This window comes from Pseudomonas parafulva, assembly GCF_000800255.1.
GTDB lineage: Bacteria > Pseudomonadota > Gammaproteobacteria > Pseudomonadales > Pseudomonadaceae > Aquipseudomonas > Aquipseudomonas boreofloridensis.
Map to the genome: position 1 here is coordinate 4,419,628 of NZ_CP009747.1, position 11,819 is coordinate 4,431,446.

12 protein-coding genes are annotated in these 11,819 nt (G+C 63.5%); 5 read left to right on the forward strand and 7 right to left on the reverse strand.

Annotated features, from left to right (window positions below; genetic code table 11):
- Nucleotides 1-103: 103 nt before the first annotated feature.
- Both NJ69_RS19370 and NJ69_RS19375 read left to right on the forward strand, forming a co-directional pair.
- The gene (locus NJ69_RS19370; protein ID WP_039582403.1) at nucleotides 104-1,429 is read left to right on the forward strand and encodes a type II toxin-antitoxin system HipA family toxin; all 1,326 of its coding nucleotides are present in this window, start codon (nucleotides 104-106) and stop codon (nucleotides 1,427-1,429) included.
- Entirely contained in the window at nucleotides 1,426-1,704 is a 279-nt protein-coding gene (locus NJ69_RS19375) for a helix-turn-helix domain-containing protein (protein WP_039582405.1), read from the forward strand. Before NJ69_RS19370 ends, NJ69_RS19375 begins: the two co-directional genes overlap by 4 nt.
- On the opposite strand, the gene NJ69_RS19380 is transcribed toward NJ69_RS19375, so the two are convergent.
- From NJ69_RS19380 to NJ69_RS19390, 3 genes are read right to left on the reverse strand one after another with little or no spacing between them, the layout of a single operon-like run.
- Entirely contained in the window at nucleotides 1,697-2,392 is a 696-nt protein-coding gene (locus NJ69_RS19380; RefSeq protein WP_039582406.1) for a GNAT family N-acetyltransferase, read from the reverse strand. The genes NJ69_RS19375 and NJ69_RS19380 overlap by 8 nt on opposite strands.
- A gap of 5 nt (nucleotides 2,393-2,397) precedes the next feature.
- Nucleotides 2,398-2,844 (reverse strand): GNAT family N-acetyltransferase, encoded by a 447-nt coding sequence (locus tag NJ69_RS19385; protein ID WP_039582407.1) that lies wholly within the window; start codon nucleotides 2,842-2,844, stop codon nucleotides 2,398-2,400.
- Between the two features lie 12 nt (nucleotides 2,845-2,856).
- The gene (locus NJ69_RS19390; protein WP_039582408.1) at nucleotides 2,857-3,486 is read right to left on the reverse strand and encodes an FMN-binding negative transcriptional regulator; all 630 of its coding nucleotides are present in this window, start codon (nucleotides 3,484-3,486) and stop codon (nucleotides 2,857-2,859) included.
- A gap of 91 nt (nucleotides 3,487-3,577) precedes the next feature.
- Here NJ69_RS19390 and NJ69_RS19395 point away from each other — a divergent pair, with 91 nt between their 5' ends.
- A complete protein-coding gene (locus tag NJ69_RS19395; RefSeq protein ID WP_039582409.1) occupies nucleotides 3,578-5,104 on the forward strand; it encodes a PLP-dependent aminotransferase family protein in 1,527 nt (508 codons plus the stop codon).
- Nucleotides 5,105-5,123: 19 nt separating this feature from the next.
- Here the strand turns inward: NJ69_RS19395 and NJ69_RS19400 are convergent, their stop codons facing one another.
- The 4 genes from NJ69_RS19400 to aspA all read right to left on the reverse strand — a co-directional run bounded on the left by NJ69_RS19400 (nucleotide 5,124) and on the right by aspA (nucleotide 10,026).
- Nucleotides 5,124-6,227, reverse strand: a complete 1,104-nt coding sequence (locus NJ69_RS19400; RefSeq protein ID WP_029612243.1) for a polyamine ABC transporter substrate-binding protein — start codon at nucleotides 6,225-6,227, stop codon at nucleotides 5,124-5,126.
- A gap of 2 nt (nucleotides 6,228-6,229) precedes the next feature.
- Nucleotides 6,230-7,270 carry a histone deacetylase family protein gene (locus tag NJ69_RS19405; protein WP_039582411.1) on the reverse strand — a complete coding sequence of 347 codons (1,041 nt, stop codon included), beginning with the start codon at nucleotides 7,268-7,270 and terminating at the stop codon, nucleotides 6,230-6,232.
- 158 nt (nucleotides 7,271-7,428) lie between these two features.
- Nucleotides 7,429-8,421, reverse strand: coding sequence for an AraC family transcriptional regulator (locus tag NJ69_RS19410; protein ID WP_039582413.1), 993 nt, complete (start codon nucleotides 8,419-8,421; stop codon nucleotides 7,429-7,431).
- A 180-nt stretch (nucleotides 8,422-8,601) separates the two neighbouring features.
- Entirely contained in the window at nucleotides 8,602-10,026 is a 1,425-nt protein-coding gene (gene aspA / locus NJ69_RS19415; protein ID WP_039582414.1) for an aspartate ammonia-lyase, read from the reverse strand.
- A 181-nt stretch (nucleotides 10,027-10,207) separates the two neighbouring features.
- Between aspA and NJ69_RS19420 the strand changes: the two genes are divergently transcribed.
- Entirely contained in the window at nucleotides 10,208-11,149 is a 942-nt protein-coding gene (locus NJ69_RS19420) for a LysR substrate-binding domain-containing protein (RefSeq protein WP_039582416.1), read from the forward strand.
- A gap of 168 nt (nucleotides 11,150-11,317) precedes the next feature.
- The gene (purE, locus tag NJ69_RS19425; RefSeq protein ID WP_029612250.1) at nucleotides 11,318-11,809 is read left to right on the forward strand and encodes a 5-(carboxyamino)imidazole ribonucleotide mutase; all 492 of its coding nucleotides are present in this window, start codon (nucleotides 11,318-11,320) and stop codon (nucleotides 11,807-11,809) included.
- Nucleotides 11,810-11,819: the final 10 nt, after the last annotated feature.

Consider the following 11,819-nt stretch of genomic DNA (forward strand, 5'->3'; position numbering starts at 1 on the left):
CACTAAAATGCAGATCTGAAGTGGTGATCGCTTGGAATCTGCACTATCTTGCAGTTGTGCACGGTTTTTTGATTTACAAGATGCATTAAATTGCAGGTGATTGATGGATAGACTCACGCTCCAACTACACGATCAGGGCAAATGGCACGATGCGCTCACGCTTGTTTTTGCCAATCCCGAAAAGAGCCTTTCCGGTCCCTGCGAGTTTGGCTATGCATCAAGCTATGTGAAAACCAGTCTGGAGGCCTACGACAGCGTGTTCTGCCAGGCAGTCAGTGCCAATCTGCCAGTAGATTTTGGCTCGCACCGTCTGCCGCATGCACCTGCTTTTGTTTATGACATAGCACCCGCTGGTGCGGCCAAGCGCTTCCTGCTAAAGCATGTCGGCCGCGAAAGACCGCCTGGCATGGGTGAAGATCTTTTTCTTCTTGGCCGATCCACCCCGGCACCCATAGGCAACTTGCGCATCAAGGAGTCTGTTGAGTTTGTGGAGCGCGCAGCCCCCCTCGGATTCGACCGTCAGGACATCGTCGACCGAGATCAGCACTTTCTGGAGTACGCCTACGAACAAGGCGCGGCCATTGGTGGCGCGACAGGGGCCGGGGGGGAAGCGCCAAAGCTTTTGATGACTGAAGGAAGAGATGGGCAACTGTATCCGGACGCGGTATTGGCGGATGAGCATGCCTGCCGACACTGGTTCATCAAATTCGCCAGGAATCAGGCGCTGGCTGATGATCAGGAAATCCTGCGGGCCGAGTGTCTCTATTACAAGGCACTGCGGCAGCTTGGTATCGAGACGGTAGCCAGTGAGCACTTGATGCTGGAAGAGGGCCGCAAGCCCAGCCTCTGGATGGAGCGTTTCGACCGTCGGGTATGTACCGAAGGGGTGCAGCGCTTTGCTGTGGAGTCGATGTATTCGCTATGTGGTGTCACAGAGCCCGGCAGCCGCATGGGGCATCTGGAGGTGATCGAAGCGCTCGTGCGATCGTGGGGGGCGGCGGGGCAGGAAAAGGAGGTGCCGGATCTGATTGCGGACTACCTGCGCCGTGACTTGATCAACAAAATGCTGGGCAATGCTGATAACCACGGACGCAATACAGCCATCATTCGTACCCGCGACCAAATACGTCTCGCACCGATTTACGATCTGGCGCCGATGGTGATGGATCAGGAAGGGATCACTCGAACGACGAAATGGCCTGTCGAGATCGAGCGCGGGGGAGACGTCGACTGGCTGGCCGCCTGTGCCGAACTGGCTAAATACATCGATCCCGACGACGCCTACCAGCGGTTGCGTCAGGACGCACGGCAGTTGGCCGCCTTGCCGGATATTCTCGCCAGCCTGGGACTCTCCGATGCTGTGATGAATCATCCGTCAATTGCGCTGGGTAAGCTTGAGCGTCGACTGGTGCAGTGGGGGTTGGCATGACGGTGTCCATCGATGCTCGTGGTCTGATGATCGACGGCGTTCGCGAGGGCATCGCCGACGGCAGCCTGGAATTGGGCGCTGCCGTGCGGCGGTTGCGTCTGGAGGTGGCGAAGATGCAACAGGCGCAGTTCGCGCGCATCTGCAAGATTTCTGTGCGCACGCTCATTCAGATCGAGCAGGGCGACGGCAACCCTACGCTCAAGTCCCTGAACGCGGTCTTCAAACCGTTCGGTTTGCAGATGGGTCTGGTCAGGCGCGCAAGCCTGATCAGGTAGCGCTGCCAGCGCCGTCGCTTGCCCGTCGGCAGTCTTCCAGCGTTCGCACCTGACCTTCCGGCCGCTGGTTTTCGGCCGCCAACCAGCGCTCGAAACCGGCTGCCACCTGCGGCCATTGCTCGTCGGTGATCGCATACCACGCCGTATCGCGGTTGCGGCCCTTCACCACCATGTGTTGCCGGAACACCCCCTCGAAGACGAAACCGAAGCGCTGCGCGGCGCGCTTGGAGCGGGCGTTGGCGTCGTTGCACTTCCATTCCAGCCGGCGATTGCCCAGTTCGAATCCAAGCTTGCCCAGCAGGTACACCGCTTCGGTGCCCTTGGGCGTGCGCTGCATCGCGGCGCCGAAGGCGATGTGGCCGAGTTCGAAGCGACCGTGGTCGGGCACCATCGACATGTAGCTGAGCAGGCCTTGGGCCTGATCACTGTTTTTGTCGATCACGCTGTAGAACAGCGGATCTGCGCTGGCGGCATGGCCGTGCAGCCAGCGGTCGAAGGCGGCGCGCTCGGTGAAGGGGCCATAGGGCAGATAGTCCCACAGAGCGGGGTCGGCGTCCGGACCTTGCAGGACTTCCCAGAGGTCGTCGCCGTGGCGCGCCGGGTCGAGTTTTTCCAGGCGGATGAAGCGCCCCTCCAGGGGCGCAGCATCGGGAATCCCGGCAGGTGTCCAGTTCAGTGCGTCAGTCATGGCGCTTACAACCCTTTGCGGAATTGGATGAAGCCTGGCCGTTCGGCCACCTGTTGGTAAAGGCCGATGGCTGTGGCGTTGGTTTCGTGGGTCAGCCAGTGCACCTTGATGCAGCCGGCGGCCTTGGCCGTGGCACAGACATGCTCGATCAACTGACGACCGATGCCCAGGCCGCGCTGCTGTGGGTCGACGTACAGATCCTGCAAGTAGCAGGCGTTCTCGATGCTCCAGTTGGAACGATGGTAGATGAAGTTGACCATGCCCACCGCCTTGCCATCGACCCAGGCCAGTGTCGAATGGGTGGGTTCGCTGGGGTCGAGCAGCCGCTGCCAGCTGTTGGCGCTGACCTCCTCGGCCAGGGTGGTTTCGTAGAAGCGCAGGTAGGCCTGCCACAGCGGCAGCCAGGCGGCGTGATCTTCGGCGCGCACAGGGCGCAGCGTGACGGTGGACATGGGCATTCTCCTTTAGAGCGAGCGCATATGCGCGGCAAGTGATTGGTCGAGTGGGTCGCGGCTGTCGGCCAAGCCAGCGTGAACGCCCTGGATGTCCGCCGCGCTGCGGTTCTGGCTGAGCTTGCGCGCGCCCTGTAGGCGGGCGATCGGCAGACGGATACCGACGATGGCGCGCAGCATGCCGTCGATGTAGTCGGCTGGCGCATCGGCCACCGCCCAGGGCTCGCTGCGGCCGTGCTCGTGCAGGTCGGTCAGGCGGCTGACGATCTGCAGCAGCGACTCGGCGTCGTGCATGACAACGACCGGACCGTAGGCATGCACCGCGACGTAGTTCCAGGTCGGCACCACCTTGGGATCGTGGTGCTTGCTCGGGTAATAGCTGGGGCTGACGTAGGCATCCGCACCTGCAAACACCAGCAGCGCCTCGCCGCCGCGCTGCAGGTCCTGCCACTGGCGATTGGCCCGCGCCAGGTGGCCGTAGACCGTGCCGAACTCGCCCTCATCGGTGTCCAGCAGTACCGGCAGGTGAGTGGCCAGCAGGCCGTGGTCGCCGTGGCTGATCAAGGTGGCGAGGCGGGCGCTCTGCATGTGCTGGTGCAGACGCTGAAGGTCGTGATCCTGGAAGGGTTTGGCGATGTGCATGATGAAAGTCCTTGTTCGATGGGGACCATCCTAGGCAGGCTATTGGTCTGGTGTAAGAGCCATTGAAGTCTATTTTCATAGGTCCAATTTCATGACTGAGCGCGCACTCGTATCGTCTTTCGACCCAGCCGGAATCGTCTTGGACCGGCGCCGCGGGCTCAGCCAGCAGCTGTATCAGGCGCTGCGCGCAAGGGTGCTGGATGGCCGCCTGAGCAGTGGTACGCGCCTGCCGGCCACCCGTGACCTGGCGTCGATGCTGGCGCTGTCGCGCAACAGCGTGGTGCGTGCCTACGATCAGCTGTATGCCGAAGGCTTCATTGAAAGCCGGGTCGGCGATGGCACGTATGTGAGTCGGCTGGAAAAACTGTCCACACAGTTATCAACAAGGTTATCCCAGGGGTTATCAACAGGTTTATCCACATTTTCGTCTTCTGATACTGAGCATTTATCCAGCTCGACGCGTTCCAGTGCGCCGCTCGAGCGCCTTGCCAGCCATCATCTTTCACTGCCTCGAACCGATGCGCCGCGGGCATTTCGACTGGGCATGCCGGCAGTCGACCTGTTTCCGTTCGAGGTCTGGGCCAAGCTACAGGCGGGTTTCTGGCGAAATCCCGATCCCGCTGTGCTCGGCTATGGTGATCCGGCGGGCGAGCCACTGCTGCGCGAACTGATCGCCGCCTACATGCGTCGCTCGCGTGGGCTGTCGTGCACGGCTGAACAAATTGTGATCACCAGTGGTGCGCAGCAGGCCATCAGCCTTTGTGCACAGCTGCTGTTGCAGCCGGGCGATGCGGTGGCTGTGGAAAACCCAGGCTATCGTGCGGCTCGGCATGCGTTCGCCCTGGCCGGTGCTTCGCTGCGCGGCGTGCCGGTGGACGAGCAGGGGCTGGAATGCGAGCGGTTGGCGGATTGGCCTGATTGTCGATTGGTCTATGTGACGCCCGCGCACCAGTACCCGACCGGCGTCACCCTGAGCCTGGCGCGGCGCCTGGCGTTGCTGGCCTGGGCCGAGCGCCATGACGGCTGGATCGTCGAGGACGACTACGACGGCGAGTACCGCTACAGCGGCGCGCCGTTGGCCCCGCTGGCGGCGCTGGACAGGCAGCAGCGGGTGATCTACGTCGGCACCTTCGGCAAGATCGCCTTTCCGGCCATGCGCTTGGGCTACCTGGTACTGCCGCCGCGACTGGTCGAGCCGTTCAGCCAGGCACGCGCGCTGGCAGTGCGACACTCCGAGGTCGGTACTCAATGTGTGATGGCGCAATTCATGGCTCAAGGACACTTTCAGCGTCACATCCGCCGCATGCGCCGGGCGGCCCTGGCCCGTCGCGACGTGCTCAAGGCGGGCTGGCCCAAGGATGTTTCGGGGTTGGGCACCATGCCGGAAGTGGCGGCAGGCCTGCATGTGAAGGTGGATGTGGATAACGTTGCCCGGGAAACGCAATTGGTGGCGCAGGCCGAGGCGGTGGGGGTGGAAGTGCAGGCGCTTAGCCCGTATTGGCTTGAGAACGGCGAAGCGCCTGTGGATAAGTGCGCGGGTCTGGTGCTGGGTTTCGCCGCGGTTCCCGAGCCGGAGATCGCCGAGGCCTTGCTGCGGTTACGCAAGGCCTGGCGCTAACCACCGGCAGAGGTACGACTCAGGTTCCCGACTTGATCCGCGTCCAGGCGCGGGTGCGTGCCCGCTCTGCCTCTCGGCTCAGCGGCTTGAGGGTGTACAGCTTGGTCATCGCCTCGGCCGTTGGGTACAGGTTCGGGTTGTTGCGAATGTCCGGGCTGACCTTGTCGGTAGCGTCCTTGTTCGGGTTCGGGTAACCGACGAAGTCGCTGATCGGCGCGATCACCTCAGGCCGCAGCAGGTAGTTGATGAAGGTGTGGGCATCTTCCGGGTTTGCCGCGTTCTTCGGAATCGCCAGCATGTCGAACCAGATCGGCGCGCCTTCCTTGGGCAGGCGCATGTCCACCACCACGCCGTTCTTGGCTTCGCGAGCGCGGTTGGCCGCCTGGGAGAAGCTGCCGGAGTAACCCACGGCCACGCAGATATCGCCATTGGCGATGTCGGCCATGTACTTGGATGAGTGGAAGTAGGTGACATACGGACGAATCTTCAGCAGCAGCGCCTCGGCCTTCTTGTAATCGGCCGGATTATCGCTGTTGGGCGGCAGGCCCAGGTACTGCAGCGCCAGCGGCAGGATCTCCGAGGGGGAATCGAGCAACGCCACGCCGCATTGCTTGAGCTTGGCGATGTTTTCTTCCTTGAAGATCAGGTCCCAGCTGTCCACAGGCGCGTTGTCGCCGAGCGCAGCCTTGACCTTGGCTGGGTTGAAGCCGATCAGGATGGTGCCGTACATGTAAGGGACCGCGAAGCGGTTGCCGGGATCGTTGGCCTCGATCAGCTTCATCAGCGCCGGGTCCAGGTGCTGCCAGTTCGGCAGCTTGCTGCGGTCCAGCGGCTGGAACACCCCGGCTTCGATCTGCTTGGCGAGGAACACATTGGACGGCACCACCACGTCATACCCGGAGTTGCCGGTCAGCAGCTTGGCTTCCAGTGCTTCGTTGGTGTCGAAAATGTCGTAGATCAGCTTGACCTGGGCATCCTTCTGGAAGTCCACCAGGGTCTGCGGGGTGATGTAGTCGAACCAGTTGTACACGCGCAGGGTGCGCTGTTCGGCATGGGCCGCAGCGCCGCCGGCCAGCAGGCCGACAGCGATGAGTGGGGCAAGCAGACGCTTGAATGGACGCATGATCAGGCTCCTGTCTGGACGCGCTGGAAACCTTCCAGCACGTTGACCGCGTTGATACCGATTTCCTCGACGGCGTAGCCACCTTCCATCACGAACAGCGTCGGCTTGCCGAGCCGAGCGATGCGCTCGCCCATGGCCAGGTAGTCCGGGCTGTCCAGCTTGAACTGGGAGATCGGGTCGTCCTTGAAGGTGTCCACGCCCAGCGACACCACGATCACCTCGGCGTCGAAAGCGGCGATGCGCTGGCAGGCGTCTTCCAGTGCCGCGCTCCAGGCCGCCCAGTCGCTGCCCGCTGGCAAGGGATAGTTGACGTTACAGCCCTCGCCGGCGCCTTCGCCGGTTTCGTCGGCATAGCCCAGGAAGAACGGGAATTCATCGGTCGGATCGCCGTGGATCGAGGCGAAGAATACGTCGTTGCGGGCATAGAAAATGTCTTGGGTGCCGTTGCCGTGGTGGTAGTCCACATCGAGGATGGCGACCTTGCCCTTGCCCTGATCGAGGAACGCCTGGGCAGCGATGGCGGCGTTGTTCAGGTAGCAGTAGCCGCCCATCACCTCGGCGGCGGCATGGTGCCCTGGCGGACGGCACAGGGCGAAGGCCGAGTGAGCGCCGTTGTGAATGGCGGCTTGAGCCGTCAGAGCCACTTGGGCTGCGCTGTAGGCGGCCTGCCAGGTGCCGGCGGTGATGGGCGCGCCGCCGTCGAAGCTGTAGTAGCCCAGTTCGCCATGCAGGCCGCGTGGTTTGATGGGGCGCAAGGTGCGTGCCGGCCAGGTGAAGGGCAGCAGGTCGCCCTCCTGGTTCATCGCCGCCCAGCGGGCCCAAGCACCTTCGAAGAAGTCCAGGTAGGCGGCGCTGTGGACGCGCAGCAGGGGTTCACGGCCGAAGTCGGTGGGCGCCTGGATCGGACCCAATTCGCGCTGCTTGACGCGGTCGAGTACATGATCGGCGCGTGATGGCATCTCGAAGCACGGCATCAGCTTGCCGTCGATCAGCTCGCAGCGGCCGTGGTGCAGGCGGTGATCGTCGGAATAGATCGTCAGCATTTGTTGTTCTCCGCAGGGACTGGCGTGAATTCATTGTGGTGGCCAAGCCAGAGGGGGTGAAACGTCGCAAACGGCCAAAAGGGGATCGATGTGGCCACTGTCGATGGCCGGATCGGGGTCGTGGGGGATCATTCAGGCCGCGTACCCGGTGGTTTGGATCAGCCGCGAAAATGACTGGGCGCTACGCCGCTCCAGCGCTGGAAGGCATGCCGGAAGCTGGCTGTCTCGCTGAAACCGAGGGTCTCGGCGATGCGGTAGATGGGCATGTGATCCTCGGCCAACAGCTGTTTGGCGCGCTCGAAACGCAGTTCGTCGAGCAACTGCTGGTAACTGCTGCCCAGCGCCTGCAAGTGGCGGCGCAGGGTACGCGAGGAGCAGTTCATCTGCTGCGCCAGGCCCTCTAGCCCAGGCGCCGCGTCGAGTTGCTTGAGCAGCAACTGGCGGATGCGCCCGAGCCAGGCCTGGCGTCCGGTGAACTCCAGGTTCAGGCGGCGGCATCGTTCGGCCATGGCCTTGTGGGTAATGGGGTCGGCGAGTGGCAAGGGCATGTCGAGCCAGCGCCGTTCGAAGGCGACGGCGTTGTCTTGCGCGCGGAATTCCAGGGGGCACTGGAGTGCACCGGCATAGAGCGGGTGATAGGCCGGGCGCGCGTGTTCGAAGCGGGCGGCCAGCAGGGGCAGTGGCCGGCCGAGCAGGTCATCGCAGATGACCTTGAGCGACACCATGCAGAATTCGGCGTTGAACGCTGCCAGGGCTGGTAGCTCGCGGTAATCGCTGGCGCTGAGCCAGACGCGCTGGCCGTCGTCGACCAGGCGCAGTTGGAAGATTGTTCCCAGCAGTGCCGGAAAGCGCAGTGCCAGACGCAGGGCGTCACCCAAAGTGGCACTGGAGAGCAGCGCGTAACCGAGCATGCCATAGCAGGACACATGCATGCGCCGGCCCAGTTCCAGGCCGATTTCCGCGCGTCGCGCCACGGCGTTTGCGCAGACCTGCAGTTCCTGCTGGGTGGTGATGCGCGCGTCGGGATGCCCCAGGTCCGCCGGGCCTATGCCGCTGCCATCGAGCAGTTGCGTAGCGTTGCAGCCCTCTTCCTGGAACAGGTTGAGGATCAGCGAAACGGCGTTGAGGGTAGTGAGGTGACTGTGCAGCATGCTCGGCATCCCGGTGCGGTGAGGGCTATTGGCGAGCAAGTTGTGTGCCGCAGGACGCCGACGGGTCGGTGGAGGTGCGAAGCGTGGATAAAAAAAGGGCCCGGCGCTGTGCGCTCGGGCCCTGGAAAGGTTGAGAGGTGTCTAGTCCCTCGACCTGGTGAGACGGTTGCAGCGGTCGGGTTACGCTTTGAGCGGAACCAGACGGGGAGCGATCATGTTTTCCGGACGCAGGATGTCATCGAGCATGGCGTCGTCCAGCAGCTTCTCCTCGCGAACCAGTTCCAGCACGCCACGCCCGGTTTCCAGGGCGACGCGGGCGATACGGGTGGCGTTCTCGTAGCCGATGTACGGGTTCAGCGCGGTGACCAGGCCGATGGAGTGCTCGACCAGTTCGCGGCAGCGTTGTTCGTTGGCGGTGATGCCGACGATGCAGTGCTCGCGCAGCATGTCCATGGCGCGCTGCAGCAGGCGGATCGAGTCGAAGATCTTGTAGGCGATCAGCGGCTCCATCACGTTGAGCTGCAACTGGCCGCCTTCGGCCGCGACGGTCAGGGCCAGGTCGTTGCCCATGATGGCGAAGGCCACCTGGTTGACCGCTTCGGGGATCACTGGGTTGACTTTGCCCGGCATGATCGAGCTGCCCGGCTGGCGCGCCGGCAGGTTGATTTCGTTGATGCCGGTGCGCGGGCCGCTGGACAGCAGGCGCAGGTCGTTGCAGATCTTCGACAGCTTGACCGCGGTGCGCTTGAGCATGCCGGAGAACAGCACGAAGGCGCCCATGTCGGAGGTGGCTTCGATCAGGTCGGCTGCCGGTACCAGCGGCTGGCCGCTGATGGTGGCCAGGCGCTGCACGGCCAGGGCCTGATAGCCCGGGTCGGCGTTGATGCCGGTGCCGATGGCGGTGCCGCCCAGGTTGATTTCGGTGAGCAGCTCAGGCGCCAGCGAACGCAGACGGTTGAGGTCTTCGGTCATGGTGGTGGCGAAGGCGTGGAATTCCTGGCCGAGGGTCATCGGCACGGCGTCTTGCAGCTGGGTGCGGCCCATCTTCAGGACGTGGTCGAATTCCTTGCCCTTGGCCGCGAAGGCCTGGATCAGGCTGTCGAGGCTGGCCAGCAGGGCGTCGTGCCCCAGCAGCAGGCCCAGGCGGATGGCAGTCGGGTAGGCGTCGTTGGTCGACTGCGCCATGTTCACGTCGTTGTTCGGATGCAGGTACTGATACTCACCCTTCTGGTGGCCCATGGCCTCCAGCGCAACGTTGGCGATGACCTCGTTGGCGTTCATGTTGGTGGAGGTGCCTGCACCGCCCTGGATCATGTCGACCACGAACTGCTCGTGATAATCGCCTTTGATCAGGCGGGCGCAGGCTGCGCTGATGGCAGCGTGCTTGGCATCGCTCAGGTGGCCCAGCTCACGGTTGGCGTCGGCAGCGGCCTGCTTGACCATGGCCAGGGCCACGACCAGCTTCGGGTAGTGCGACAGCGGAACGCCGGAGAGGTGGAAGTTGTTGGCAGCGCGCAGGGTCTGGATGCCGTAGTAGGCATCGGCAGGGACTTCAAGGGTACCAAGCAGGTCTTTTTCGACACGGAACGATGCAGCGGAGGACATGACGGATATCATCTCGGGTTGGCCCCGGCACTAGCCGGAATGCCGCCAATCCTAGGGATCGACGGGTTTTGCGGCCAATGCTGATGCACGCTAACCTATGCACAAACGGCATACGGTTTGATGTGACGCCGGTTGACAATCGAGCGTGTCCCATTTTGGTGCACGCCTTCGGAGCTTCTCGATGAACCTTGAAAGCAAGTGGCTGGAAGACTTCAGTGCCCTGGCCTCGACGCGTAGCTTCTCTCAGGCGGCAGAGCGCCGTTTCGTCACCCAGCCGGCCTTCAGCCGCCGCATCCGCAGCCTGGAAGCTGCGCTCGGGCTGACCCTGGTGAACCGCTCGCGCACGCCCATCGAACTGACCGAAGCCGGGCAGCTTTTTCTGGTCACCGCTCGAACCGTTGTCGACCAATTGAGCGAAGTTCTCCGCCACTTGCACCATTTGGAGGGCGGGCAGGGCGAGGTCATCCAGGTGGCCGCCGCGCATTCCCTGGCCTCCGGCTTCTTCCCGCGTTGGGTGGCGCAGTTGCGCAACGACGGGCTGAACATCGCCACCCGGCTGGTGGCCACCAACGTCGGCGACGCCGTGCATGCCCTGCGTGAAGGCGGTTGCGACCTGATGCTGGCGTTCTATGACCCGGATGCCGCCTTGCAGATGGATGCGGAGATCTTTCCGTCCCTGCACATGGGCACCACCGAGATGCTGCCGGTGTGTGCGGTGGGACCTGATGGCAAGCCGCTGTTCGACCTGGAAGGCGAGGCCAGCGTGCCGCTGCTGGCCTACAGTGCCGGTGCGTTCCTCGGGCGTTCGGTGAGCCTGCTGCTGCGCCAGCGCAACCTGCGCTACACCACGGTGTACGAGACGGCGATGGCCGACAGCCTCAAGAGCATGGCGCTCGAAGGCATGGGCATCGCCTGGGTGCCGCGCCTGTCGATGCGCGGCGAGCTGGAGCGCGGGGAACTGGTGATCTGCGGCCCCAGCCAGTGGCATGTGCCGCTGGAGATTCGCCTGTACCGCTGCGCGCTGGTGCGCAAGGCCAATGTGCGGTTGCTGTGGCGCAAGCTCGAAGGTGTCGCACAGGGTGTGGCAGTTGACTCGAAAGTCAGCGCAACCCCCGAAAAATAAGGCCGACAGATGGTCGGCAGGGGTGCCTGTGCGGCGCTGGGTTACGGTATACTGCGCGGCCCCTGGACCGGTTAGATCCGGTCATGAACAGCAAACAAGCCACGCCGTCCCGCGTGGCTTGTTGTTTTTTGACGGCGCCCCCGGGCGCACAAGCGAAGAGGCTCGACGATGAGTGCACTGGTTGGCGTGATCATGGGCTCCAAGTCCGATTGGTCCACCCTTAGCCACACCGCCGATATGCTGGAAAAACTCGGCATTCCCTACGAGGTGAAGGTGGTGTCCGCCCACCGCACCCCCGACCTGCTGTTCCAGTACGCCGAACAGGCCGAAGGCCGCGGCATCGAGGTGATCATCGCTGGCGCTGGCGGTGCTGCGCACCTGCCCGGCATGTGCGCCGCCAAGACCCACCTGCCGGTGCTCGGCGTGCCGGTCCAGTCGTCGATGCTGTCGGGTGTCGATTCGCTGCTGTCGATCGTGCAGATGCCGGCCGGTGTGCCGGTCGCTACCCTGGCCATCGGCAAGGCTGGCGCGATCAACGCGGCGCTGCTGTCGGCGAGCATCCTGGGCGCCAAATACCCGCAGTACCATGCGGCGCTCAAGCAGTTCCGCACCGAGCAGACCGACACCGTTCTGGACAACCCGGACCCACGCCAGGCTTGAGGCTGACGAT